At 42.2% G+C, this 25,101-nt stretch carries 24 protein-coding genes, 5 tRNA genes and 1 riboswitch; of the genes, 26 read left to right on the top strand and 3 right to left on the bottom strand.

From position 1 onward, the window contains the following. Positions 1-94: 94 nt before the first annotated feature. Positions 95-242: riboswitch (TPP riboswitch) on the bottom strand. A gap of 99 nt (positions 243-341) precedes the next feature. Continuing rightward, positions 342-1,406, bottom strand: a complete 1,065-nt coding sequence (locus FTU71_RS05380) for a hypothetical protein (RefSeq protein WP_180111598.1) — start codon at positions 1,404-1,406, stop codon at positions 342-344. Positions 1,407-1,866: 460 nt separating this feature from the next. Between FTU71_RS05380 and FTU71_RS05375 the strand changes: the two genes are divergently transcribed. The 3 genes from FTU71_RS05375 to FTU71_RS05365 all read left to right on the top strand — a co-directional run bounded on the left by FTU71_RS05375 (position 1,867) and on the right by FTU71_RS05365 (position 5,827). Beyond that, positions 1,867-3,204 carry a TolC family outer membrane protein gene (locus FTU71_RS05375; protein ID WP_180111596.1) on the top strand — a complete coding sequence of 446 codons (1,338 nt, stop codon included), beginning with the start codon at positions 1,867-1,869 and terminating at the stop codon, positions 3,202-3,204. A gap of 161 nt (positions 3,205-3,365) precedes the next feature. Continuing rightward, the gene (gene phoU / locus FTU71_RS05370) at positions 3,366-4,088 is read left to right on the top strand and encodes a phosphate signaling complex protein PhoU (RefSeq protein WP_180111594.1); all 723 of its coding nucleotides are present in this window, start codon (positions 3,366-3,368) and stop codon (positions 4,086-4,088) included. A gap of 587 nt (positions 4,089-4,675) precedes the next feature. After that, positions 4,676-5,827, top strand: coding sequence for an IS4-like element ISAbe18 family transposase (locus FTU71_RS05365; protein ID WP_180111592.1), 1,152 nt, complete (start codon positions 4,676-4,678; stop codon positions 5,825-5,827). A gap of 72 nt (positions 5,828-5,899) precedes the next feature. On the opposite strand, the gene FTU71_RS05360 is transcribed toward FTU71_RS05365, so the two are convergent. Further along, a complete protein-coding gene (locus tag FTU71_RS05360) occupies positions 5,900-6,172 on the bottom strand; it encodes an oxidative damage protection protein (RefSeq protein WP_026438236.1) in 273 nt (90 codons plus the stop codon). Positions 6,173-6,185: 13 nt separating this feature from the next. Beyond that, complete coding sequence (gene argH / locus FTU71_RS05355) at positions 6,186-7,616, bottom strand: argininosuccinate lyase (protein ID WP_180111591.1); 1,431 nt, start codon at positions 7,614-7,616, stop codon at positions 6,186-6,188. Here argH and FTU71_RS05350 point away from each other — a divergent pair. The 23 genes from FTU71_RS05350 (at position 7,607) to rplK (ending at position 25,100) form a co-directional block, all read left to right on the top strand. Beyond that, complete coding sequence (locus tag FTU71_RS05350; RefSeq protein ID WP_178318317.1) at positions 7,607-8,761, top strand: sensor histidine kinase; 1,155 nt, start codon at positions 7,607-7,609, stop codon at positions 8,759-8,761. The two genes, argH and FTU71_RS05350, sit on opposite strands and share 10 nt — an antisense overlap. Positions 8,762-8,831: 70 nt before the next feature. Next, positions 8,832-9,572: a LytTR family DNA-binding domain-containing protein gene (locus FTU71_RS05345; protein ID WP_004975743.1), complete on the top strand. Its 741-nt coding sequence runs from the start codon at positions 8,832-8,834 to the stop codon at positions 9,570-9,572. A 122-nt stretch (positions 9,573-9,694) separates the two neighbouring features. Beyond that, positions 9,695-10,615, top strand: a complete 921-nt coding sequence (gene hemC / locus FTU71_RS05340) for a hydroxymethylbilane synthase (protein ID WP_096901970.1) — start codon at positions 9,695-9,697, stop codon at positions 10,613-10,615. Between the two features lie 21 nt (positions 10,616-10,636). Beyond that, positions 10,637-11,416, top strand: a complete 780-nt coding sequence (locus FTU71_RS05335; protein WP_004975746.1) for a uroporphyrinogen-III synthase — start codon at positions 10,637-10,639, stop codon at positions 11,414-11,416. Then, positions 11,413-12,249, top strand: coding sequence for a hypothetical protein (locus tag FTU71_RS05330; RefSeq protein WP_004975747.1), 837 nt, complete (start codon positions 11,413-11,415; stop codon positions 12,247-12,249). Before FTU71_RS05335 ends, FTU71_RS05330 begins: the two co-directional genes overlap by 4 nt. Continuing rightward, the gene (locus tag FTU71_RS05325) at positions 12,250-13,443 is read left to right on the top strand and encodes a heme biosynthesis protein HemY (RefSeq protein ID WP_180111590.1); all 1,194 of its coding nucleotides are present in this window, start codon (positions 12,250-12,252) and stop codon (positions 13,441-13,443) included. It abuts the gene before it with no gap. Between the two features lie 9 nt (positions 13,444-13,452). Further along, positions 13,453-13,884, top strand: coding sequence for a thioesterase family protein (locus FTU71_RS05320; protein ID WP_180006119.1), 432 nt, complete (start codon positions 13,453-13,455; stop codon positions 13,882-13,884). 146 nt (positions 13,885-14,030) lie between these two features. Beyond that, on the top strand, positions 14,031-14,357 hold the full coding sequence (locus FTU71_RS05315) for an H-NS family nucleoid-associated regulatory protein (protein WP_180111589.1): 327 nt from the start codon (positions 14,031-14,033) through the stop codon (positions 14,355-14,357). A 162-nt stretch (positions 14,358-14,519) separates the two neighbouring features. Further along, positions 14,520-15,260 carry a type II secretion system protein N gene (gene gspN, locus FTU71_RS05310; RefSeq protein WP_178865960.1) on the top strand — a complete coding sequence of 247 codons (741 nt, stop codon included), beginning with the start codon at positions 14,520-14,522 and terminating at the stop codon, positions 15,258-15,260. Beyond that, a complete protein-coding gene (locus FTU71_RS05305) occupies positions 15,260-16,099 on the top strand; it encodes a type II secretion system protein N (RefSeq protein ID WP_180111588.1) in 840 nt (279 codons plus the stop codon). Before gspN ends, FTU71_RS05305 begins: the two co-directional genes overlap by 1 nt. A gap of 59 nt (positions 16,100-16,158) precedes the next feature. Then, complete coding sequence (gene gspD, locus FTU71_RS05300; protein ID WP_180111587.1) at positions 16,159-18,414, top strand: type II secretion system secretin GspD; 2,256 nt, start codon at positions 16,159-16,161, stop codon at positions 18,412-18,414. 69 nt (positions 18,415-18,483) lie between these two features. Next, positions 18,484-19,134, top strand: a complete 651-nt coding sequence (locus tag FTU71_RS05295) for an FHA domain-containing protein (protein WP_168418402.1) — start codon at positions 18,484-18,486, stop codon at positions 19,132-19,134. Positions 19,135-19,196: 62 nt separating this feature from the next. Further along, positions 19,197-19,868, top strand: coding sequence for a phosphoglycolate phosphatase (locus FTU71_RS05290; RefSeq protein WP_180111586.1), 672 nt, complete (start codon positions 19,197-19,199; stop codon positions 19,866-19,868). A gap of 159 nt (positions 19,869-20,027) precedes the next feature. Beyond that, the gene (trpE, locus tag FTU71_RS05285; protein ID WP_180111584.1) at positions 20,028-21,521 is read left to right on the top strand and encodes an anthranilate synthase component I; all 1,494 of its coding nucleotides are present in this window, start codon (positions 20,028-20,030) and stop codon (positions 21,519-21,521) included. Positions 21,522-21,619: 98 nt separating this feature from the next. After that, positions 21,620-21,695 (top strand) — tRNA-Thr (locus tag FTU71_RS05280). Positions 21,696-21,749: 54 nt separating this feature from the next. Next, positions 21,750-21,833 (top strand) — tRNA-Tyr (locus FTU71_RS05275). A gap of 36 nt (positions 21,834-21,869) precedes the next feature. Further along, positions 21,870-21,945 (top strand) — tRNA-Gly (locus FTU71_RS05270). 14 nt (positions 21,946-21,959) lie between these two features. Further along, positions 21,960-22,034: transfer RNA gene (locus FTU71_RS05265), tRNA-Thr, on the top strand. Between the two features lie 148 nt (positions 22,035-22,182). Then, positions 22,183-23,373 carry an elongation factor Tu gene (gene tuf / locus FTU71_RS05260; RefSeq protein WP_004975768.1) on the top strand — a complete coding sequence of 397 codons (1,191 nt, stop codon included), beginning with the start codon at positions 22,183-22,185 and terminating at the stop codon, positions 23,371-23,373. 51 nt (positions 23,374-23,424) lie between these two features. Beyond that, a tRNA-Trp gene (locus FTU71_RS05255) sits at positions 23,425-23,500 on the top strand. 73 nt (positions 23,501-23,573) lie between these two features. Beyond that, on the top strand, positions 23,574-24,014 hold the full coding sequence (gene secE, locus FTU71_RS05250) for a preprotein translocase subunit SecE (RefSeq protein WP_004975769.1): 441 nt from the start codon (positions 23,574-23,576) through the stop codon (positions 24,012-24,014). Positions 24,015-24,021: 7 nt separating this feature from the next. Continuing rightward, on the top strand, positions 24,022-24,555 hold the full coding sequence (gene nusG, locus FTU71_RS05245) for a transcription termination/antitermination protein NusG (RefSeq protein WP_004975770.1): 534 nt from the start codon (positions 24,022-24,024) through the stop codon (positions 24,553-24,555). Between the two features lie 116 nt (positions 24,556-24,671). Continuing rightward, positions 24,672-25,100, top strand: coding sequence for a 50S ribosomal protein L11 (gene rplK / locus FTU71_RS05240; protein WP_004975771.1), 429 nt, complete (start codon positions 24,672-24,674; stop codon positions 25,098-25,100). Position 25,101: the final 1 nt, after the last annotated feature.

Below are 25,101 nucleotides of genomic sequence, written 5' to 3'. Positions count from 1 at the left end.
TCCTGAAGAATGAAATCAACGAATCAAGCACGACCAAAAACATTGCAATTGAGTTGTTGAGACTTTAATAGTTCAACATTAACCGTGTGGCTGGGTTTTTAGGTGGCTTGATTCCTACGCAGGTTTTAACCTGATCAGGTTCAACGGTACTTGGGTTTACAGCTTGGTTTGCAGATTTTAGGCTACAAACTCAGCATGGACACAATCTCAGCGAGGAATTACTCGCGCTCCGTCAAGCTGTATAAATAGTAGCACGTTGTTGGTATAAAAGCAGGCTTCGCGCGGCTTTTATTCTTTGATGCCTAATGACAAGTATTTGAGCTTTAAGCGACTTTGGATAATTAGCGAGTAATACAAACGGCATCACTAAAACAATCGCGTTTTGCATGGATGGAGATGTTCTTTAAATTTAAATATTGATGCAACTGTGCATGTACTAAAGCATCATCGCCATATTCACGCTGTTCACGTGCAGTGGGCTGTGCTGCAATTTCAGTGAGTCGTTGTTCACTGCTCATGTGTAAAAAGGCAAGGAATTTACGCGCTTGCTGTGCTAAGGGAGATTTTTGCAACTTTGCCAGTTTTTTAATTTCAAATAATACGGCAGGTTGGATACTGTATTCATCGACATAATCCTGAGAAACAGGACTGTTGACTGTGCCTTTAAACAGCAGCAAGGCATACACTTCGGCTAGATAACGTGCATCCCGTATAAAGTGACTTTTAGGATAACGCTGCACGTAATCTTCCCAAAATAAGGCGCGTTCAGTCAAATCGGCAGCATCAAGGGTGAGTCCACCATCACGCAGGCTGTGCTGCATATTGTCATTGGCCATTCTTTCAATAAAAATCTGCTCGGCATCGGGCATATAAGGTGCAAAAATAATTGCTAAATATTGCGGACTGCGTCGGTATGCAAGCTTGCTTGCACCTGCATCATGCAGTTCTAAGTAGGCTTGTCCTTTGTGTTTCAATAAATACTGATCACGCGCAGCAAATTTTTCAAAATGACTTTGCTGAATGGTGGGGTGTTGAGCCATATCAAACGCGTGTTGTTCAAACGCTAATTGTTCTGTAGCACTGCGTTCTACATGCAAAAAGCGTTGATACATTTGGGTGGAAAGGTCGAGCAATTTTAACTGTTCTGCTAAAGGCAACAGCGGCAAACAGACTTTTAAGTCCTGATTGATCTGCTCTAAGGCAAATGTGGTGCGGGTATTATCAATTTGCTGCATGTTGTGCTGAATGTTGTCACACATTTGGGTTAAATCTACAGGCTCACTGGCACTGGTCTGCACCTGTGGCGGCTCAGGTACAGGCGGAGTATCCGAGTTTTGGCAGGCGAGTAAACCTAAGCAACTGCTAAGCAGTATGATCAGTTTACTCATGCGAAAAAATTTAACCATTACAGCAATTCAACATAAAAATTGATTGGTCATTGAAGGTGATCTCTAAGTGTCAATCCATCATGAGAAAAGTGGTACAAACATACGTCATCAAACAAAAATTAAGCATTGCCAAAAAGTAGAATTTCCAGACCATTCGTACGATGCAGACGGTTTGTAGAAATACACTTCATTGCACAACTAGGGAGAGTGCTCATTGTAAGGTCAAATAGCCGCAAGAAATTGTAGTATTCTGCTAGAGTTTGGTTACATGGTTGTGATGTGAAGCTGAATTGTGAAGCCTGTGTAAGCAGAGGTTTTTTTGAGTTAGCGTTTATGCAATGAATTGAAATAAAATGAAAATTAATGCAATGTAATGAAACTCATACGGAAAAAATGCAAATAAGCTTTAGTATGTGCAGAGTAAAAAGAACATGCAATTGGATTGATGAAATCGCAAAAGTGGGTTGTTAGAAAAACAATGAAAAAAATCGTTTTGAGTCTGAGTTTATTGTGGGCAAGTTCAGAGGCATTTGCTTTAGATTTGCTGCAAGCCTATGCACGTGCTCAACAGAACGACCCGAATTGGCAAGCGCAGCAATTGCAGTATCAAGCCGATCAACTGAATTTAGGGATTGCCCAAGGTAATTTACTGCCAACAGTGACCTTGTCTGGCAATATCACCCGTAAAAGTCAGGACATGAGTCAGGTTAATATCGCAGACTTTCCTAGTGACATGCTAAACAGTGCATCATCCACTTCACGTCAAGTGGCTTTAACTGCGCGTCAGCCATTGTTCCGTTGGGATGCTTGGCAAGCGTTAAAACAAGTTAAAACCTCTTTGAGCTTGAGCGAAGTGACTTTGCGTTTACAACAGCAACAACATATTTTGAATGTGTCTGAAGCTTATTTTAATGTGTTGCGTCAGCAGTCTTTAACCACCGCCTATTTACAAGAAGAAAAAGCCCTGCTGGAACAGCTTAATATGATGAATGCCAAACTGCGTGAGGGTTTGGTGGCTAAAAGCGAAGTCAGTGAAGCCAGTGCGCAATATCAAAATGCACGTGCCAATCGTATTGCGACGCATGTGCAACTGGTGTTGGCACAAGAACAATTGGCACAACTGATTGGCCCGTATCGGGAAAATTTGGCAGTACTGCGTGATGATTTTCAATTTCAGAAACCCGTACCAGAGCGTCTAGAAGATTGGGCACAGTTGGCCCAACAGCAAAATCTAGCCATTTTACAGGCCCGTTTACAGCGCCAATATGCTGAAGACGCACGTCGGGTTGAGCAGGCTGCGCGCTATCCACAAGTTGAGGCCGTTGGCAGCTATGGCTATGCCAAGCAAAGCCCTGAAAGTGTGATGTCACCTGATGGTCAGTTTGATCAGATTGGGGTTGAGATGAACTGGAACGTGTTTAGCGGTGGGCGTGTCAGTAAAAATGTGCAAAAAGCCGCAGTGCAAGTTCAAAAATCGGAAGCTGAACTGGATGCTGCAGTTCGCAAAGCCCAAACCGATGTAAAAAAAGCATATTTACAAGTAGAAACGGATCAGGCCAAATTGCAGGCACGCCAAGCAGCGATGAATTCTGCAGACTTGGTGGCACGTGCCTCGAAAGCGCAATATCAAGAAGGTTTAAAAACCATGGTGGATGTATTGCTGGCACAGCGTAATGCTTTTTCGGCTAAGCAAGATTATCTCAATGCACAATATGATTATTTAAATCATATCTTGCAGCTTAAAGCTGCGGTGGGACAATTAACCGAACAAGACTTGCAGGAAATGAATGCTTGGTTGGTGCAAAAGTCATCGTAACATGGGCTCACTAAGAAAACCGAAATGCAGGATTGTTGTTTAAAGACAGAAACGATCAGACTTTAGAGTTTGGTGAGAAAATGTCATAAAAACGTCATCATTGCTGTGCTTTAATATTGAATCATTGCGTCAGTCTATCCTTTTGTTGTGGAGAGTATTCCTTGAGTACGAATAATCCTGTGTTAAGTCACCATATTTCTTCTCAGTTCAATGAAGATTTGCAGGATGTAAATACCAAATTTATGACCATGGGTGGTTTGGTAGAACAGCAGGTTGCCAATGCGATTCATTCACTCTTGGATACTGATGCAGCGTTGGCGGTAGAAGTGCAATTCCAAGATAATGTGGTTAACCGCATGGAAACCGAAATTGACGAAGCCTTAACTTTGATTTTGGCACGTCGTCATCCTGCAGCCATCGACTTGCGTATGGTCATTGCCATGTCTAAAGCCAATACTGATTTAGAGCGTATTGGCGACGAAGCTGCAAAAATTGCACGTATTGCCCAAAACTTATGTGAGGAAGGCGGTTCGCCACGGGGTTATATGGAAACCCGTCATATTGGCAACCAAGTACGTGTCATGATTCATGATGCATTGGACGCTTTTGCACGTTTAGATGTAGATCAGGCCTTACGTGTATTATTGGCCGATGGGGATATTGACCGTGAATATCAATCTGCAACTCGTACTCTGATGACCTATATGATTGAAGACCCACGTCATATTTCACGTGTAATCAATGTGATGTGGGTGTTGCGTTCATTGGAGCGTATTGGTGACCACGCACGTAATATTTCTGAACAAGTCATCTATATGGTGAAAGGTTTTGATGTGCGCCATACCAGCGTTAAAGAAATTGAAGAAAAAGTACAGGAACGCTAAGTTCTAGTTACTTTTAAGTCTTAAAGCCTCATCTGATGATGGGGCTTTTTTTATGCCACTATTTTTATTGTCCGAATTTCTTTGAGAGTAGAAGCTGGTATATTTTGAAAAATTTTGGGCAAAAAAAATCCCAGACTTTGGGGGAAATCTGAGATTGAAATCGGGGATATTTATTATAGTAAGAGACAATTGCTTATCTCCTTGCAAATAAGTATAGGAAAAGCCAGCACGATAATCATGTGCTTTATTGTAGTGGAATGTAGCGTTTTATATACAAATGTATTTTGGAATTACATTGTTATTTGTGTGATTTATTTTTTATGATTTTATTTTAAATCATTGCTAAGCTACTATTTTTAAGGTTTAAAGATGTGAATGTTCATCTTTGAAAAATCAGCAACAGCTTTCACTTTTTGAATCTTCTTTCAGTTGTTTTGCTGCATGGCTGTAGGTCATGCAAAAAAGGCATAAAAAAGAGCCTTACGAAGGCCACTGCTGTCCCATAGTTTGCTTTAAATAAAAAAACCTGAGTCCTAACAGTTAAAATATGAGTGCAAACAAACACTTTAACGACCAGGATTCAGGTTTTGTCACATCAGAATACCGTATTTCATGAGCTAATTAAACCTGTTGTGCGACAGGATTTTGAACAACTTGCTAAAGTACACCATGTTGGACAGAAATTTAGAGCGGCTTCCCGGTGGGATCAGTTTATTGCCATATTGATGTCTCAATTCTCTTGTAGGCAAAGTCTGAGAGATATTCAATCCAATTTGGAGTGCCAACAGGAAAAGCTAAGTCATCTCGGAGCAAAGTCTATTCCCCGAAGCACGCTGGCACGAATCAATGAGCAGCAGCCTGCTACCTTGTATCAACAGCTATTTTACAAGTTGCTTAAATACTATGAACACTCAAAAGTAGCTCATAAATTTCGCTTTAAGAATCCCTTGTATTCCTTGGATGCCAGTCATATTGACATGTCGCTTTCCTTATGTGAATGGGCCAAAGTTCACGACTCAAAAGCCAGCATGAAACTCAGTATAGGATTGAATCACAGCAATGATATTCCTGAGTTTGTTGCAGTTGAAAATGGCAAAGAAAATGACATGGTACAAGGCCGCAAATTCCAGTTTCCTGCTGGCAGCATTGTAGTTTTTGATAAAGGCTATGTCGATTACCAATGGTATGCAAATCTGACTGCTCAAAACATTGGATTTGTCACACGTTTTAGGCCTAAATCTGTGTATCAGGTGATCCAGCAACATCCAGTGCTTGAATCCAAAGGTATTCTAAAAGATGAAACCATTCAGCTGAATAGCGCACATGCCCTAAAAAGAAAAGCCCCAGTGTTAAGAAGAATTGAATATAGAGATCAGCAAAGTGGCAAGCACTTTAGCTTTCTCAGCAATAACTTTCATTTAGCCGCCTCCACCATTGCGGCGATTTATAAAGATCGTTGGAAAGTTGAGCTGTTCTTTAAGGCGATTAAGCAGAATCTCAAATTAAAAGCGTTTCTAGGCCGCAGCAGGAACGCAATTCAGACACAAATCTGGATTGCGATGATCGCCTATTTATTGGTGAGTTTCGCTCGACATTTAGGAAAAACAGGTTGGACAGTTCAACGTTTACTCAGAATAATTCAAGTGAATTTGTTTGAAAGAAGAACTTTAAAAGCTTTATTTTCACCCGATAAAATACCCATAAAACAAGAGGAAGCTCAAATGAGCTTCCTCTTGTGAAAAATTGTGGGACAGCAATGTTACGAAGGCTCTTTTTTATATTGGTTCTTGATGTTTAGAATACAGGCGAAATTAGTTTTGAGGTTTTAAACCTTCAGCAACTTCTAAGCTAGCATCATTGTTCAAAAACTTCTCACGCTGTTCTTCAAGAAACTTTTTCGCATCGGCTTCAAACACATTTAAACGCTTTTCGTTAATGAGTGTAGTTTGGTGTTTGAGCCATTCTTGCCATGCCTGCTTAGACACGGTTTCAAACAGTTCCTGACCTTTTGCACCTGGAAATGGCGCAAAATCCATCGCATCCATTTCCTTTTGATATTTACGACAAAACACTTGTTTAGACATAGCGACTTCCCGGTTAGGCATAAAGTTGGGCAAGACGTGTTTGAGCACGTTCAATTGCTGCAGCGACTTGTGCAGGTGCAGTACCACCAATATGATCACGTGCATTTACAGAAGCCTCAAGGGTCAAGGCTTTTTCAAATACATCGGCTTGAATCAAATCAGAGAATTGTTGTAATTGCGCTAAGCTCAGTTCAGACAAGTCTTTACCTTCTTGAACACCTAAGGCTACGGCTTTACCTACAATTTCATGCGCATCACGGAATGCTACGCCATTTTTCACCAAGTAATCGGCAAGGTCGGTTGCGGTAGAGAAACCACGCAATGCTGCTTCACGCATTTCTGCAATATTTGGTACTAAGGCAGGAATCATGTCGGCAAATGCCATGAGTGAGCCACGTACCGTATCAATTGCATCAAATAAAGGTTCTTTGTCTTCTTGGTTGTCTTTGTTGTAAGCCAAAGGCTGACCTTTCATCAGGGTTAATAGGCTCATTAAATCGCCATAGACACGACCTGTTTTGCCGCGCACCAATTCAGGTACGTCTGGGTTTTTCTTCTGCGGCATAATGGATGAGCCTGTGCAGAAACGGTCTGGAATATTCACAAACTTAAATTGTGCCGATGTCCATAAAATCAGCTCTTCAGACATGCGTGACAAGTGCATCATGATTAACGATGCAGCAGCGTTAAACTCAATTCCGAAATCACGGTCTGATACAGCATCTAGCGAGTTTTCAGATACGGCTTCAAAGCCCAATAATTCTGCGGTAAAAGCGCGGTCAATTGGGTAAGTGGTACCTGCCAAAGCGGCAGAACCTAAAGGCATACGATTAACACGTTTGCGGCAGTCAATTAAACGCTCAGAGTCACGTACCAACATTTCAAACCACGCCATAAGGTGATGACCAAAAGTCACAGGCTGTGCGGTTTGTAAATGAGTAAAACCAGGCATAATGGTGTGGGTGTTTTTGGCTGCCAAGCTTAAAATGCCGTATTGTAATTTTTTTAATAATTCTAAAATGGCATCAATTTCGTCACGGACATACAAACGAATATCGGTTGCCACCTGGTCGTTACGGCTACGACCTGTATGTAATTTTTTACCTGTAATGCCAATACGTTGAGTAAGGCGTGATTCGATGTTCATGTGCACATCTTCAAGGTCAATACGCCATTCAAATTGACCTGCTTCAATTTCAGCCTGAATGGTATTTAAACCTTGAATAATATCGTCACGCTCTTCAGTCGTAAGTACGCCTACTTTGGCAAGCATCGTTGCATGCGCAATTGAGCCAGCAATATCTTGTTTATAAAAGCGTTGGTCAAATTGAACAGATGCTGTAAATTCAGCAACAAAAGCATCAGTCGCTTCAGAGAAACGACCGCCCCACATACCCGAAGTTTGGGCTTGTGACGGATTTGAGGAATTAGAAGATGTGGTCATATCGGCTCAATAAAGTAAAAAGCGGTGATTTGGACAAGAGTATAACAAATTCAGATTCACTTGCCGAAGAACAAGCCAATCAAACTTATGCTGATACGCAGGCAGAACAACATGAGCTGTATTTTTTTACGAAAATAGGACGTTGGCAATATCTAATTGAATTATTTATTGGCAGTAATGCCTTGGCAATGGTTTTGGCACTGGCTGAAGCACAAGGTTGGCACGGCTTAAGTTTTGCTCGGGTGCTGCAATACGTACTCTATATCAATTGGGTGGTGTTGTGTTTTGCGGCCTTGGTGGAGTTTTTTCAGGCGCGTTTTTTACGCATGGGCTTGAGTTTATCTTTTTTGGTCAGTTTTTTGCTGCTGCAAGGCATCGTGTTGCTGACCACGCTCAGTTTAAATACCTTGTTGCATTTTGGGCAAAACTTTCATCTACAGCAGTTTGGTATAGATGATCTGTTACATGGCGTTGGACTGCATTTGAGTTATGGCGTGTTATTGGGCGCATTTTGCTTTCGTTATATTTATGTACGTGAACAGGCGATTCAGCAACGGCATAGTGAATTACAAGCGCGGGTACATGCCATGCAGGCGCGTATTCACCCACATTTTTTATTCAACAGCCTCAATAATGTGATTAGTCTCATTGCCATAGATCCCGATAAAGCCGAGCAAATGTTGCTCAATTTGTCGCGTTTATTTCGTGCCAGTTTGCAAGAATTAAAACTGGTTAGCCTGAAAGATGAGATCGAACTTTGCCAGCGATATTTAGACATAGAACAAATTCGTTTAGGCGAGCGTCTGACCGTGGAATGGAAAATTGAACAACCGCAACTGCTCAGTCAGGTACAAATACCCTTATTAACTTTACAACCCTTGTTAGAAAATAGTATTTTTCATGGAGTTGAAAAAGTTTTAGCAAAGAGTACGATAAGTATATTGATCGAAATATTGCAAAACCAAGTCAATATTGTCATTACAAATCCGTATGTCAGCGATAAAATAAATTTAAGACAAGGACACGGTATCGCGCTACAAAACGTGAAACAGCGTTTACAGGCTTATTATGGGCGCAGTGTCGCTTTTCAAAGTTATGCGGGGAATGGTATGTACACGACGGTGTTGCAATATCGCTATAAATAAAAAAACTTGTGATTGTTCTGATTTTTCTTAACTTGATAAAAATAAAGTATTCAACTGAAAAGGAGGGGAAATGGACATCCTAATTTGTGATGATGAGCCTCTGGCAAGAGAGCGATTATCACGTTTGGTCACTCAATTGGGGCATCATGTGGTGGCAACGGCAGCTCATGGGCAACAGGCGATTGAACTGGCAGATGAACATCAGCCGGATGTCATATTATTAGATATTCAAATGCCGGGAATGGATGGTTTAAGTTGCGCTCAACATTTGCGTGAGCTTGACCCAATGCCAGCCATTGTGTTTTGTACCGCCTACGATGAACATGCACTCGAGGCATTTAAGTCCAATGCGGAAGGCTATTTGTTAAAACCTATTATGCAACAGGAATTGCAACAGGTTTTAGATCATTTAACAAAACTCACGCAAGCGCAGATGAGTCATTTAAAACAAAAAGAAAATATGGACGAATTAAAAATAAAACGTCACCAAATCGCGGCGAAAACCTATCGCGGTGTAGAATTGGTGCCAATAGAAAATATCTACTATTTTTTAGCTGATCAGAAATATGTCACTGTGCGTCATAAAAATGGCAGTGTCCTGATTGATGAAACGCTGAAAGATTTAGAAACCGAGTTTGGTGATCAGTTTATTCGGATTCACCGAAATGCCTTGGTCTCGATTCAGTTTTTGGAGGGGCTAGAAGTGGTCAATTCAGGACAGTATCAGGTACGTTGCCGTGAGCTAGATGAGCGTTTGGCTGTTAGCCGACGACATTTGCCTTTATTGCGAGAACGCATCCAAAAACTCTAATTTGTCAGCATCATCGCAGATGAATACGCAACAGATTGATAAATCGGTAAAGAAATAGACTTGCATTTTTAGGGGATCAGGTTAAGTTTAGATGAACTTATTTATCTTGCTTAGCCACTATGATGAAAACCCTGAAAATTGCAACTCGACAAAGCCCGCTTGCGTTATGGCAGGCTGAACACATTCGTGCCCGCTTAGAGGCGATGCATGCCGATTTAACTGTTGAGTTGGTGACCTTTGTCACGCAGGGCGATAAAATTTTAGATACCCCATTGGCAAAAATTGGGGGGAAGGGCTTATTTGTCAAAGAATTAGAAGCTGCCTTAATGGATGGGCGTGCCGATTTAGCCGTACATTCTATGAAAGATGTACCCATGGCATTGCCTGAAGGTCTGAGCTTGGCGGTCATTTGTGAGCGTGAAGACCCACTCGATGCCTTTGTGTCGAATCACTATGCCAGTTTTGCAGATTTACCACAGGGCGCTAAAGTTGGAACCTCAAGCTTGCGCCGTAAATGCCAAATTTTAAAAGCACGTCCAGATTTAGAGATTATTGATTTACGTGGCAATGTGGGTACGCGCTTGTCTAAGCTAGATGATGGTCAGTATGACGCGATTATTTTAGCCAGTGCAGGATTAAAGCGTTTGGGCTTGGCAGAGCGTATTCGTCATACCATTCAGCCTGATGTGAGCTTACCTGCCGTTGGGCAAGGGGCTTTGGGTCTGGAATGTCGTAGCCAAGATCAGGCGGTGTTGGATTTAATTTTGCCGTTAATGCATGCCGAAACCAATGTCTGTGTACGTGCCGAACGTGCTTTTAATGCCTACTTGGAAGGCGGTTGTCAGGTGCCAATTGCAGGCTACGCAACTTTGCAGAATGGTCAGTTGCAGATTGAAGGTCGTGTTGGTAGTGTCGATGGGCAAACCATTCTTAAAGCTGTGCAATTTGGCGCACCTGAACAGGCTGAAATGCTAGGTGAAGAATTGGCAAAAGCTTTATTGGCACAGGGTGCGGGCGAATTACTCAAAGCCCTGTATCAATAATTCATATTGCACCAGAAGCCCATGCTCTTCATTAATACCCGACCTCAAGATCGTGCAGAGGCCTTAACTCAGGCTTTGCAACAACAGCATATTGAGGTCATTGATTTGCCCTTGTTGCAGCTTTCTGCACAGCCGTGGTCGGAGCAACTGGCTAATTTATATGCCCAGTTGCCTCACACGCATATTATTGTGGTGGTTAGTCCGACTGCTGTCGATATTGGGATGCAATATTTAGCCCGAAGCCAAATATCATTGCAGGATTTGCAGCATATACGTTGGGTGGCTGTGGGTGAGAAAACAGCAGAAGTTTTACGTGGATATGGTCTTTACAGCGAAGTCCCGCAGGTTGAAACTTCCGAAGGGATGCTGAGTTTGCCGTGTTTGCAAAATTTGAAAGTCGGCACACACATTGCCTTTTGGCGTGGCGAGGGCGGACGGCAATTTATGATGCAAACACTGCTTGATCAGGGGATGCAGATCCATAATTTTGTATTGTATCGGCGGGAGTGTCCTGCCAGTTCTATTGAAAAAATGCAGGCAGTACGCGCACGTTTAATACAATCTTCAGAATTTATCATGATGATCAGCAGTGAAGCCAGTTGGTTAAACTGGCTAAGCTTAATTCAGCGGGATTTCGATCTACTGAACAAAGGTCATTATTGGGTATTGGGTGATCGTTTAGAGAAAATTTTGCTCGATTATCAAACGCAGCATCATACAAAATATAACGTATTCAAGTTGACCCATTTAAAAACAGAATTAATATTGCAGCAAATGATGCGCATGCAAGGAAAACTATGAAAAAACTGGTTGTGATAGTGGTGTTGATCGCTTTGGTCTGGATCGTCAAATTAAGTTTTGATGTGATGCAAATTTCAGCGCAACAACAGCAACTCAGTCAAAGTTTGCATCTTGCAGAAAAAACCAATGCCAATTTAAATGATCAGTTGGTGGCTTTGCAGCGCCGTAATTATACCCAAGATGCGCCAGAACAGTCCGCAGTATCCAGCGCTGTGCAGCAAGAAGATGCGATTCAACCAGTAGATATGGTGGCGCAGCAATTGGACTTGGTGGAATTTTCCTTACAACAACAACAGTTTCACTATGCGACTGAAAAGCTAGCTCATTTAGACCGTGAGTTAAACGAATATGCTTTAGCTCCTGCTTTGAAACAAAGTTTGCACCAAGTTGTTCAGCAAGATCAGAAACAAATTCAACAATTTATAACAACACGTGATGCGCAATATCAACAAGTAAGTCAGTTATTGCAGCAATTAGATCAACAATTAAAACAGCAAGCTCAACAACCTGAGCTGAACCCTGCCGATGTCGATGATCGTTATTTTTGGCAAAAATGGCTGAGTATTGAATCTGCCAAGCAACCTGCGACACAGTTGATGCAGCGCCAGATTATTTTAAAAGAAGCACAATTGCGTCTATTGCTGGCTCGACAAATCTTTATACAAGGTCAATATGTGCAATATCAACAAGAAGTGAACGACATTATTCAGTTATTACAACAATTGCCTGATCAGAAAGCACAGCAATTGGTTCAGCAATTAGAAAAAATTAAAAATTTAAATATCGTTCCAACGCCAAGTTTAAAAACACGTGCTTTATTGGGGGCGGTATAAATGAAACAGATTTTACTCGCCTATGTGGTGGTCAGTATTGTACTGGTCGCTTTGCTGAGCGTACTGAGTTATGGGCATGGTTCAGGCTATGTTTATGTGTATTGGCGTGAGTGGCAATTACAAACCAATATCTGGTTGCTGTTGTTCTTTTTCTTATCCATCAGTGTTTCGTTGCAAGTGTTATGGTTGCTGTTAAAACGCTATTTTAGCCGTGAGCAGCGTAAAGTCGAAACGGTATTTAATTTTAAAAACCTACATCCTTATGAGCAATTGGCAGTCATTTGGTTATTAGATGCTGCTGAGGATCAGCACCAATTTGTCCGACAAGTCTTTGCCCAGTCAGGTTTGCTGAAAGGGGTGATGGAAGCACGTATGTATTCCATTCAGCAGCAATATCCACAAGCCTTGGCAGCTTTAAATCAAAGCAGTGCTGCAGCTTTTGAATTGGCAGAAATTCAGCGTATTGAAATTTATTTGGCGCAGCAGCAACCTGAACAGGCTTTAACCCATTTAGAGTTTCTAAATCAGCATGAATTATCGCCATGGTTATTTAAAGTTAAAACGGCATATCAAAAGCGTTTAATTGATTTGTGGGGGCAATTTGCTACGCAATATCCTTGGCATTATTTGCGTTCGACTAAATATGGCCATTTAGATGCCGAAAAAAAACAACAATGGCTAACCCAATTACTGATTCAGTTTGAGCAGGTAGATGCAGAAAACTTACAGGCATTGCAGCAGCGCTATTTAGATTTAGGTGAACAAATTTTTAGCCAAAGTTATGCGATTCAGGTGTTGTGGCTGAAAGTACTTTCACGTTTGCCTGATATGACGCAACAGCATGAACAGTTAGCTGTACATTTGTTGAGTGAACAATTTAATCAGGAAGTGTTTTATTTATGGTTCCAGCAACAGTTGTTAAAACAACAGCCTGATTATGTGAAAATTGAACAACAAATAAATATCTGGGAACAGAAATACCCTGCATTACCTGTATTTAGTTTTGCCAAATGGCATATTTTTACAGCAACAGAACGCTATTCAGAGGCAGAGCAATTACTTGCTTTATATCCTGAACATGTATTAATGAGTTATTTAAGGGTTAAATCTAATTTAAAAGATCAGCCTGAATTATTAAAACAGTTAAATTTAATCTTTGAAAATAATTCTAATTTTGTCGAAATTAAAATTTAAAGGTGAGTTGTGTTAACACTATCAGATTATCCTATTATTTTTGAGCAACGTGTCGCATGGGGTGATATGGATGCTTTTGGGCATGTCAATAATGTGGTGTATTACCGTTATATTGAAAGTGCGCGTTTATATTATTTAGACCATTTAAAAATTTTACAGCAAGATGTTTTGACTGTGATTGCCTCAAATCAGTGCAAATATATACGTCCTGTGGTTTATCCTGATATTTTAAAAATTGGCGTTCGGGTAGAAGAATTGCGTAATAGTGCCATGCGTATGCATTATTTAATCCACAGTGAAGCACAGCAAATGGTGGTGGCAGAGGCAGATGCGGTGATTGTATGTGTAGATCGCGTCAATATGCAAAAAACCTTAATCCCTGAAAATGTACGCGCGGGTATTCATAAAATAGAAAAAACCGTACAGCATATTCTTGATTAAATCTTAATAATCAGTTCATAATATGTCCGACTGTTATTTATATGTAGAGTAGTAGATTTTTTATTGACGCTTCGGTTTGATAAAAATAGAATGAATCTGCTTAATTTAATAACTGAATATAAAAAAGCATAGTTTTTGGAGTAAGTATGATGCCCGATATTAGCAATTTATCTGTTGAAGAGTTAAAGCGTTTACAAGCTGAAGCTGAAGCATTAATTGCCACGAAAAAAGATCAAGCAATTGAAGATGCCTATAATCAAATTATCGCAATTGCAGATGGTTTAGGTTTAAGCATTGAGAAAATTCTTGAAGTTGGCGAAAGCAAACGTAAAAAAAGCCCACGTAAAACAGTAGAGCCACGTTATCGTAGCAAAACTAATCCAACAGATACTTGGACGGGTCGTGGTAAACAACCACGCTGGTTAGTTGCTGAATTAGAAAAAGGCGCGAAACTTGAAGATTTTCTAATCTAAGCTTCATCAATTTGTCATTGAGTTGACTTAGAGTTCAAAAACCAAGCAATACGGCTTGGTTTTTTTATCTGTATCAATTGGCGATGCCGAAAAAGTGTGCATAATGTGTGAGTGTTATAAAAAGTCATTCATAGAAAAATTAGTAAGGTTGGTCGTGGTGGCATGATAAAGAAACCCAAATACATCACGTGGTGGATTTTCGCCCTCATTGCATTTTTGATTTTTGTGTTATTACAAATTCCTGCAGCGTGGTTGATTTCAAAATTTTATAAAAACAACCAGACTTTACATAATGTCAGTGGCAACATTTGGCAGGGGCAAGCCGACTGGCAAAAAGGACAATTACGTGGCACTTTAAACTGGAATACGCGCCCTTTAGATTTGGTACTACTGCGTGTTGCTGCCGACGTAGAAGTGCACAGCGGCAATACACAATTGGAAGGCATAGTTGCTTATCGTTTTGGCACGATTTTACTGCAATCACTCGAAGGTCAAATTGCGCCTGAGACTTTAAAAAGTGTTGTGGACTGGCAATGGCCGAGCAATGCGATTCAACTTAAAGACGTTCATTTAAATTTCAAAAAACAACAAGGTTTTGCAAAGTCAGAAGGACAAATACAGTGGGCAGGGGGCGAGTTGCTGTATCGTTTTGCACAGCGCCAAGACCGCATGAATATTCCTGCTTTAAAAGGCAGTTTGTCTGACGAAAATGGTAAATTGATATTCGATATTCGAGATCAACGCGAACAGAAAATGGTGAATATTGCACTGGATCAGAATTTGATGCTGGATGTGCAACTCACCCAACGTTTGTTGATGAATATTGCTTCTTATGAAGGTAAGGCAGGGCTAGATACTTATGTCATCAGTACCCGTCAGCCTTTACTGAAAGGAGGCTTTTGATGCGTGATTTTTCAGAGCGTTGGGCCAACTTAGATTGGAAGCAAGTAGACCGTGTTGCGCCTGTATTATTAACCCTGCTCATTTTGTATTTGTGCTGGAAACTGGCGAGTTTATTTTGGCTGGTGCTTGCACCGCCGCAGGCTATGCAGGTAGATCGGGTAGAATTGGGCTCACAGCAACCACAGATTCCAAATATTTCATCATTTGCGCTATTTCATGAGGTTGGGCGTACCGCTACAGTAGACGATCAATTAAATATGACTTTGCAAGGTGTTGTTGTTGGACAACCGAGTCAGTTCTCATCGGCCGTGATTAAAGTGAATGATGTCGCTGAGCGTTACCGTGTGGGAGATGTGATTGATTCTAGTCAGTATCAATTGGCAGAAGTGTATTGGGATCGGGTGATATTACGTCATAGTAGTGGTGCCACGCGTGAGATATTGTTTAAAGGGATCGAAAATGGTTTAAATCAACCCATTGCCCCATTGATTTCCAGTGGCAATGCGCCCGCAATGGTTTCCCCAACAGCGCCTGCACAACCGAATAATGCAATTGGACAAGCAGTGCAGCGAATTCAGGAAGACCGTGAACAATATTTAAAAGAAATGGGAGTTGAGACCAATACAGGCAACGGTTATGAGGTAACCACACGGACTCCCGCAGCGTTAAGAAATAAACTAGGCTTACAACCAGGTGACCGTATTTTGTCTTTAAATGGGCAGAGTGTTGGGCAAGGGCAAAACGATGCACAGTTATTGGAACAGGCGCGTCGTGAAGGTCAGGTGAAATTAGAAATAAAACGTGGTGATCAGGTGATGACCATACAACAAAATTTTTAAATGAATCGGCATGTTGAACAATGCAGAGGCATATTTAGGGTTAGGAAACACAGTAGATTATGGCTTTATTGAATCATGAGCGTCCATTTTGGGCATTACTGGCTGCTGCACCGCTTGTTGCAATGGTGAGTACTGCAAGTCATGCGCAAACCTGGAAAATTAATTTACGTGATGCGGACTTGACTGCATTTATTAATGAAGTGGCCGATATTACGGGCAAAAACTTTGCGGTCGATCCACGCGTGCGTGGCAATGTCACGGTGATTTCCAACAAAGCCTTAAATAAAAATGAAGTCTATGATCTGTTTTTAGGGGTGCTGAATGTCAATGGTGTGGTCGCCATTCCATCGGGCAATACCATTCGTCTTGTACCTGACAGCAATGTCAAAAGTTCAGGGATTCCCTATGACGGCCGTCAAAATGCACGTGGCGATCAAATTGTGACACGCGTGATTTGGCTAGAAAATACCAATGCCAATGACCTGATTCCTGCTTTACGTCCGCTCATGCCACAGTTTGCACATTTGTCTGCAGTGGGCGGCACCAATGCCTTAATCGTGTCAGACCGTGCCAGCAACATTTACCAGCTAGAAAGCATTATCCGTAATTTGGATGGTACTGGGCAAAATGACATTGAAGCGATTAGTCTACAGTCTAGTCAGGCAGAAGAGGTTATTGGTTTGCTTGAATCGATGAGTTCGACAGGGGCAGCCAAAGATGTGAAAGGCTCTCGTGTGCGCATTGTGGCAGACAACCGCACCAATCGAATTATCATTAAAGGTGACACTGCAACCCGTAAACGCATTCGTCAAATGATTGAAATGATGGATGTGCCTGCCGCAGATCGTTTGGGCGGCTTAAAAGTTTTCCGTTTGAAGTATGCCAGTGCACAGAATTTAGCGGAAATTTTGCAAGGTTTGGTGTCGGGGCAAGCAGTCAGTAGCAGTTCTGGTTCAAATAACAACAGCAGTAATAATAGTAGTACAAGCAACCTGAGTAACAACAATAACAATACGGGCAATTCATCTACAATCTCCACCCCAGGTATTAATTTGGGCGGTAGTTCAAATAGTAATCATCAAAACAACATCACCAGTTTTAATGGCAATGGGGTTAGTATTATTGCCGATGGTTCGCAAAATGCCTTGGTGGTTAAAGCAGACCCGCAACTGATGCGTGAAATTGAATCGGCCATTCAGCAGCTAGATACTCGCCGTCAACAGGTGTTGATTGAAGCTGCGATTATTGAAGTAGAAGGCACTGATGCTGATCAGCTCGGTGTGCAGTGGGCGCTGGGAGATTTAAGCAGCGGCATTGGCTTGATTAACTTTGACAATATCGGTGCCAGTCTGAAAAATGTTGCGGCAGGCTATTTGACAGGTGGTGCAGCAGGTGCAGGTAGTGCGATTGGTGCAGGTACATCTTTGGTTTTGGGTGATTATCGCGAAAGTCGTGATGGTTCACGCAAGCTCTATGGTGCGATGATTCAGGCGTTGAAAGAAAAAACCAAATCCAACTTATTGTCTACGCCATCTATTGTGACCATGGATAATGAAGAAGCCTATATTGTGGTGGGTGAGAACGTTCCCTTCGTAACGGGTTCATTATCCACCAATGGCGGAGTGGCAAACCCATATACCACCATTGAGCGTAAAGATGTCGGGGTGACTTTAAAAGTTGTGCCTCATATTGGTGAAGGTGGCACACTCCGACTTGAAGTGGAACAAGAAGTGTCTGATGTCAAAGCCAATAAAGGTCAGGCACAGGATTTGGTAACCAGTAAACGTGCCATTAAAACTTCTATTTTAGCAGAGCATGGGCAAACTATTGTCTTGGGTGGTCTAATTTCAGATAACTCAATTTACAGTCGTCAAGCTGTGCCAGGCTTAGGTGCGATTCCAGGGCTTGGGCGTTTATTCCGTTCCGATGGTCAATCCAATCAAAAGCGTAATCTCTTGATATTTATCCACCCGACTATTGTGGGTGATAGTCAGGATATTCGTCGTATTTCGCAGCAGCGCTATAGTCAATTGTATAGTTTGCAACTGGCCATGGATGCCGATGGTAGCTTTGCCAAATTGCCTGAAAATGTCAGTGATGTTTATCAGCAGCGTTTGCCTGTATCTCGGGTTGCACCACAAGCAGGGGTGTACCAAACGCTGCCATCGGCTGTGCCTGCCAACCGTACGGCAACGGTGACTACACCTGTTGCAATTGAGCCTGTGGTACAACGTCAAAGCGTGGCATTGCCGCAGCAGGAAGTGAGTAAAACCAAAAATACGGTTACCACAACCACAATTCGTGCTACACCTTAATCGTATCCTGCACAGATTGTGGTTAAGGGCATGTTATGATGTTGCCAAATCACACCAGAGAAATTATTTATGACTTGGAAAATACAAGCAATTAGCGGTGAATTTACTGGCCAGGAAATTAGTATCGACCGTGATATGTTGGTGGGACGCCATCAAAGTGCAGATTTGGTGCTGCAATCGGCGGAAATTTCACGTAAACATGCGGCTTTTTTAGTGAAAGACCAAGCACTTTACGTGCAAGATTTAAACTCCTCGAATGGCACTTTTGTGAATGATTTGCGCATTGCCGATGAAACCTTGCTTAAAGAAGGCGATATTGTGCAGTTTGCTAGCCTGAAGTTCTCTGTGTTTGCACCAGCCGTTGAACTTGAACATGCTGCAGATGTGGCAGAAACGGCAGAAAAAGTAACCGAAGCTACAGAGAAAACAGCTGCACAGCAAATGAATGAGCAAGGCATGCCCGAATTGAATCAGCGTGACAGTTCGGTGCAATTAAACCGTGATGGGATGCCACAAGGGGTTGCTGTACCTAAGCCAGCACCAATTCCAGAGGGTGTCGATATTCATGCGGTTCAGGCTGAACCTACTCCAGTTGCGGTAGAGCAGCCTATTTCTCGTGTGGAACAAGAGAGAGAACAACAAAAAAATGCATCTGTTGGCTTAATTTCACTAATCGTGTTGGTGATTTTAGCTATTTTGGCATGGGTATTGTTTAAATAAGCGACCTTTGCTTTACAATCAGGGCATGCAATCGCATGCCTTTGTCAATTTAGGGGGGAATGATGTCTATTGCTCAGCTCGATACACGCCAAGTTATTTTATTCGACCTTGATGGAACGCTAGTAGATTCTGCCACAGACTTATACCGTGCCATGAACATGAGTTTGAATGCACTGCAGTTACCTTTAGTGACTCTAGAGCAAGTACGTACTTGGGTTGGAAAGGGCACTGCTGTTTTTTGTCATAGCGTGTTGATGCATTTAATGGGGGTTGTGCATCCCGAGCAACATCAACAGCTCTTGAATACCTTTTTAGACATTTATAATGCGGAACCGTGTATCGACACGCAGCCTTTTGCAGGCATTATTGAGTTTTTGGATTGGGCAAAAGCACAGAACAAAACTTTGGTTTGTGTGACCAATAAACCAGAACAACCTGCACGTGCCATTATCGAAGCCTTAGACATGCAAAATTATTTTGATGATGTGATTGGTGGAGACCGTTTTGAAGAGCGTAAACCACATCCGCGTCAATTGCTGCACTGTGTCGAACATTATCAGGTTGACCCTTCGCAAGTGTTAATGATTGGAGATTCTTCCAATGACGTAGAGGCTGCGCGTCGTGCGGGTATTGATTGTATTGTAGTCAGCTATGGCTATAATCATGGTGAATCCATTGCCGATTGTCAGCCACAACAAATCGTGGATAATTTAACTGAATTGTTAAGGATGTGAACCTTAACAATTCATAATTCAACCCAAACCGCTATAAAGGATATCAATATGAGTCAGGCTGTCATGCCCATATTTCGATGGCGACACTAGTCAGAAACGCAAATCATTCTTCACTTCGTCTTATCGAAAAAATTAGTGTATCGAAATAGGGAGCTTCACATGACCACTCAGACTCAATTTGAACAACTTAAAACTGCGGGCTATAACCTGATTCCTGTATATCGCCAACGTCTGGCCGATACCGAAACGCCATTGTCAGTATTTGCACGTTTGAAACAGCATCAACAAGCCTATTTGTTTGAATCTGTAGAAGGGGGCGAAAACTGGGCACGTTATTCTATTATTGGTTTGGGTGAATCTACTGTTTTTTCCTGCAATGCAGGCGAGTTAACCATTCAACATGCAGATGGTTCAGTAGAAAAACAAAACTGTGCACAGCCTTTTCAATATATCCGCGATTTTCAAGCGCAGTTTAAAGTGCCTACACAGGCCGATTTACCCGAATTGCCAAGTTTTACTGGTGGCTTAGTTGGGTATTTTGGTTACGATGCGGTTCGTTATATTGAGCCACGTTTGAAAAATGTGCCGACAGCAGACCCTGTCGGTTTGCCTGATATTTGGATGATGCTGTCTAAAACAGTCATCGTGTTTGATAATTTAAAAGATACCCTGTTTTTAATTGTGCATGCCGATGCAGCACAGGCAGATGCCTATAACAAGGCACAACAGCAGCTCGATGCACTAGAAGAAATTTTAGCAACGCCGATTAGCTTAAAAGCACAAAAGCATACACCGCCACATTTTGAATCACTCACAGGCAAAGAAAAATTCTTGGCGACCATTGATACCGTCAAAGAATACATCCGTGCGGGCGATGTTATGCAAGTGGTGCCTGGACATCGTATGGTTTCAGATTTCGATGGTGAACCTTTACAGGTTTATCGTGCCTTACGTCACCTTAATCCATCGCCGTATTTGTTTTTGGTGCAGGGCAAAACCTTGGCTGACGACCAACCGTTTCATATAGTCGGTTCATCACCTGAAATTTTATCGCGTTTGGAAAATGGCATTGCAACCGTGCGCCCTTTAGCGGGTACACGTCCACGTGGCAAAACCAAAGAAGAAGACTTGGCTTTGGAACAAGACTTACTGTCAGATGAAAAAGAAATCGCTGAACATTTAATGCTGATCGATTTAGGTCGTAATGATGTTGGACGTATTGCCAAAATTGGTAAAGTGCAAGTCACCGATCAAATGGTGATCGAACGTTATTCGCATGTCATGCATATTGTCTCCAATGTGCAGGGTGAAGTGCGTGATGATGTAGATGCTTTGGATGTTTTTCAGGCAACCTTCCCCGCAGGCACGCTTTCAGGCGCACCAAAAATTCGTGCTATGGAAATTATTGACGAAGTTGAGCCTGTAAAACGTGGCGTTTTCGGTGGTGCTGTTGGTTATTTAGGCTGGCATGGCGAAATGGATATGTCGATTGCCATTCGTACCTGTGTAATTCGTGAAAATAAGGTCTATGTGCAGGCAGGTGCAGGCTTGGTTGCTGACTCAAATCCTGAATCTGAATGGAATGAAACCCAAATAAAAGCTCGCGCAGTGATCAAAGCGGTTGAATTATCATCAAATGGATTGATTTTATGAGTTTTTAACGGTTTTTTTGAAAAAAACACTTGCACGAATTTCAAGTTTTGCTAAACTGCACACCGTTCCGATACGAAACGTACGAAACACTAAGAAACGCCGGCATAGCTCAGTTGGTAGAGCAACTGACTTGTAATCAGTAGGTCCACAGTTCGAATCCGTGTGCCGGCACCATCTTAGAGAGTTTAAATCGTGAAGTAAAGAACGAACACTGAGTAAGTGTGAAATGGTGGGATTCCCGAGCGGTCAAAGGGAGCAGACTGTAACTCTGCCGCGTAAGCTTCGAAGGTTCGAATCCTTCTCCCACCACCATTAACTTCGATAGAAGTGGTAATTACCAACATAGATGCGGGAGTAGCTCAGTTGGTAGAGCGGCAGCCTTCCAAGCTGCATGTCGCGAGTTCGATCCTCGTCTCCCGCTCCATCGAAGGATTTGTCGCTCTTATAGCTCAGTGGTAGAGCACTCCCTTGGTAAGGGAGAGGTCTCGAGTTCAAATCTCGATAAGAGCTCCAGATACAGTTTAGCGATTATTCGCACAAGATTTTCAAAAAGCAGGCTTATTAGTCTGCTTTTCAAGTATTAGGTGTCTAGTTTTTTAGGCGATATGTCGGGGCAGAGTTTTACTCAGCATTGTGTTCGACGTAAACGAGGAAGATGAACATGGCTAAGGCTAAGTTTGAACGTAATAAGCCACACGTTAACGTGGGCACAATCGGTCACGTTGACCATGGTAAAACAACTTTAACAGCTGCGATTGCTACAGTATGTGCACGTAAGTTTGGTGGTGAAGCGAAAGATTACGCTGCTATCGACTCTGCACCAGAAGAAAAAGCACGTGGTATTACAATTAATACTTCTCACGTAGAATACGATTCTCCAACTCGTCACTACGCGCACGTAGACTGCCCAGGTCACGCCGACTATGTTAAAAACATGATCACTGGTGCTGCTCAGATGGATGGTGCGATCCTTGTTTGTTCAGCGACTGATGGTCCAATGCCACAAACTCGTGAACACATCCTTCTTTCTCGTCAGGTAGGTGTACCTTACATCATCGTATTCTTAAACAAATGCGATATCGTAGACGACGAAGAGTTAATCGAATTAGTTGAAATGGAAGTTCGTGAACTTCTTTCTACTTACGACTTCCCAGGCGACGACACTCCAGTAATCCGTGGTTCAGCACTTGCTGCACTTAACGGTGAATCAGGTCAATATGGCGAAGATGCTGTAGTTGCTCTTGTTGAAGCGCTTGATACTTACATCCCAGAGCCAGTACGTGCAATCGATCAAGCATTCTTAATGCCAATCGAAGACGTATTCTCTATTTCTGGTCGTGGTACAGTAGTAACTGGCCGTGTAGAAACTGGTATCGTGAAAGTAGGCGAAGAAGTTGAAATCGTTGGTATCAAAGACACAGTTAAAACAACTGTAACTGGCGTAGAAATGTTCCGTAAACTTCTTGACGAAGGTCGTGCGGGCGAGAACTGTGGTGTTCTTTTACGTGGTACTAAGCGTGAAGACGTACAACGTGGTCAAGTACTTGCTAAGCCAGGTACAATCAAGCCACACACTAAATTCGATGCGGAAGTATACGTACTTTCTAAAGAAGAGGGTGGTCGTCACACTCCATTCCTTAACGGTTACCGTCCACAATTCTATTTCCGTACAACTGATGTAACTGGTGCAATCCAGTTGAAAGAAGGCGTTGAAATGGTAATGCCAGGTGACAACGTTGAAATGTCAGTAGAATTAATCCACCCAATCGCAATGGACCCAGGTCTACGTTTTGCGATCCGTGAAGGTGGTCGTACTGTAGGTGCGGGTGTTGTTGCTAAAGTAACAGCATAATTATAGAATGTGTTAAACAGGTCGAGAGCTTTGGCTCTCGTTCTGTTTTGTAGGTCAGTAGTTCAATTGGTAGAGCGTCGGTCTCCAAAACCGAATGTTGGGGGTTCGAGTCCCTCCTGGCCTGCCACTTTTTTTAAAAAAGCTTGATGTCGGCTAATCTAGTCATATAATAAGTCGCGAATTCTACGACGAGTACAAAAATGTCGAATGATAAATCGCGTGACGCATTAAGCGACGCGCCAATCCCTCAAAGAAATAATTCTGCTGAAGTTGTTCAATCGAGTTCTCCATTAGACTACGTGTTGTGGGGTATCGCTTTGATTTTATTCATCGCTTCGATGATGGTGAATCAGCATCTTCCTGCGTATTGGGCACCAGCCAATGATATTTGGGTGCGTGTTGGGGTAATTTTGGCTTGTATCGTTGTGGCTTTAGGTTTATTATACGCCACCCATCAAGGCAAAGGCTTTGTTCGTTTGCTTAAAGATTCACGTATTGAGTTGCGTCGAGTCACTTGGCCTACTAAACAGGAAACTGTAACAACGTCATGGCATGTATTGATTGTTGTGGTAGTCACTTCAATTGTATTGTGGTGTTTTGACTATTTGTTAGGCTGGGCAATCAAGTTAATTATCGGGTAAAAGAGCTATGAAACGTTGGTACATTATTCATGCCTACTCAGGTTATGAAAAACAAGTGATGCGTTCGCTTAATGATCGAATCCAGCGTAGCGCTGTTGCCGATAGCTTTGGTGAAGTCCTTGTTCCTACCGAAGAAGTGGTAGAAATGAAGGATGGTAAGAAACGTAAGTCAGAGCGTAAGTTCTTTCCAGGCTATGTATTGGTTGAAATGGAAATGAACGATGAAACTTGGCACATTGTTAAAGAGTGTCCAAAAGTTTTAGGTTTTATTGGTGGTACAGCAGAAAAGCCTGCCCCAATTACGCAAAAAGAAGCTGACGCGATTCTTGCACGTGTACGCAATACTGGTGAAGCACCTCGTCCGAAGACGATGTTTGAACCAGGCGAAGAATTACTTGTGATTGATGGTCCATTCACCGACTTTAAAGGCGTGGTGGAAGAAGTTCAATACGAGAAGTCACGTTTAACGTTGACAATTAATGTATTTAATCGACCTACTCAGGTTGAGCTGGAATTTCGTCAAGTCGAAAAATCCGTTTAAGTTTGAGTGGTTGGAAAACGCCCGATTTATTATGAATCGGGCATTGTTGTTGTAACGGTATCGTTACTTAAAATATTGGGGAGCCTGGCGGCGTTTGTACCCAGAGGTAATTTGAAATGGCTAAGAAGATTGACGGCTATATCAAGCTGCAAGTTCCAGCTGGTAAAGCGAATCCATCTCCACCAATTGGTCCTGCATTAGGTCAACGTGGTGTTAACATCATGGCATTCTGTAAAGAATTCAATGCTGCTACACAAAAAGTTGAACCAGGTTTGCCAATTCCTGTAGTGATCACTGTGTACAACGACAAGTCGTTCACATTCATCATGAAAACTCCTCCTGCTGCAATTCTTCTTAAGAAAGCTGCAGGCATTCAAAAGGGTTCAGCTGTACCTAACAAAAACAAAGTTGGTAAGTTGACTCGTGCTCAATTAGAAGAAATCGCGACTACTAAAGAACCAGATTTAACTGGTGCTGATTTAGAAGCACGTGTGCGTACCATTGCTGGTTCTGCACGTTCTATGGGCTTGGATGTGGAGCTATAAG

The organism is Acinetobacter sp. YH12136 (assembly GCF_013418545.1).
Lineage (GTDB): Bacteria > Pseudomonadota > Gammaproteobacteria > Pseudomonadales > Moraxellaceae > Acinetobacter > Acinetobacter towneri.
This window is presented reverse-complemented; position numbering and strand designations above follow the sequence as displayed.

Bases quoted from the DNA above. Each gene is read 5' to 3' on its own strand.
- FTU71_RS05380 (WP_180111598.1), bottom strand. From the start codon at position 1,406: ATGGTTAAATTTTTTCGCATGAGTAAACTGATCATACTGCTTAGCAGT.
- FTU71_RS05375 (WP_180111596.1), top strand. From the start codon at position 1,867: ATGAAAAAAATCGTTTTGAGTCTGAGTTTATTGTGGGCAAGTTCAGAG.
- FTU71_RS05360 (WP_026438236.1), bottom strand. From the start codon at position 6,172: ATGTCTAAACAAGTGTTTTGTCGTAAATATCAAAAGGAAATGGATGCG.
- FTU71_RS05350 (WP_178318317.1), top strand. From the start codon at position 7,607: ATGTGGTCATATCGGCTCAATAAAGTAAAAAGCGGTGATTTGGACAAG.
- argH (WP_180111591.1), bottom strand. From the start codon at position 7,616: ATGACCACATCTTCTAATTCCTCAAATCCGTCACAAGCCCAAACTTCG.
- FTU71_RS05345 (WP_004975743.1), top strand. From the start codon at position 8,832: ATGGACATCCTAATTTGTGATGATGAGCCTCTGGCAAGAGAGCGATTA.
- hemC (WP_096901970.1), top strand. From the start codon at position 9,695: ATGAAAACCCTGAAAATTGCAACTCGACAAAGCCCGCTTGCGTTATGG.
- FTU71_RS05335 (WP_004975746.1), top strand. From the start codon at position 10,637: ATGCTCTTCATTAATACCCGACCTCAAGATCGTGCAGAGGCCTTAACT.
- FTU71_RS05330 (WP_004975747.1), top strand. From the start codon at position 11,413: ATGAAAAAACTGGTTGTGATAGTGGTGTTGATCGCTTTGGTCTGGATC.
- FTU71_RS05325 (WP_180111590.1), top strand. From the start codon at position 12,250: ATGAAACAGATTTTACTCGCCTATGTGGTGGTCAGTATTGTACTGGTC.
- FTU71_RS05315 (WP_180111589.1), top strand. From the start codon at position 14,031: ATGATGCCCGATATTAGCAATTTATCTGTTGAAGAGTTAAAGCGTTTA.
- gspN (WP_178865960.1), top strand. From the start codon at position 14,520: ATGATAAAGAAACCCAAATACATCACGTGGTGGATTTTCGCCCTCATT.
- FTU71_RS05305 (WP_180111588.1), top strand. From the start codon at position 15,260: ATGCGTGATTTTTCAGAGCGTTGGGCCAACTTAGATTGGAAGCAAGTA.
- gspD (WP_180111587.1), top strand. From the start codon at position 16,159: ATGGCTTTATTGAATCATGAGCGTCCATTTTGGGCATTACTGGCTGCT.
- FTU71_RS05295 (WP_168418402.1), top strand. From the start codon at position 18,484: ATGACTTGGAAAATACAAGCAATTAGCGGTGAATTTACTGGCCAGGAA.
- FTU71_RS05290 (WP_180111586.1), top strand. From the start codon at position 19,197: ATGTCTATTGCTCAGCTCGATACACGCCAAGTTATTTTATTCGACCTT.
- trpE (WP_180111584.1), top strand. From the start codon at position 20,028: ATGACCACTCAGACTCAATTTGAACAACTTAAAACTGCGGGCTATAAC.
- tuf (WP_004975768.1), top strand. From the start codon at position 22,183: ATGGCTAAGGCTAAGTTTGAACGTAATAAGCCACACGTTAACGTGGGC.
- secE (WP_004975769.1), top strand. From the start codon at position 23,574: ATGTCGAATGATAAATCGCGTGACGCATTAAGCGACGCGCCAATCCCT.
- nusG (WP_004975770.1), top strand. From the start codon at position 24,022: ATGAAACGTTGGTACATTATTCATGCCTACTCAGGTTATGAAAAACAA.
- rplK (WP_004975771.1), top strand. From the start codon at position 24,672: ATGGCTAAGAAGATTGACGGCTATATCAAGCTGCAAGTTCCAGCTGGT.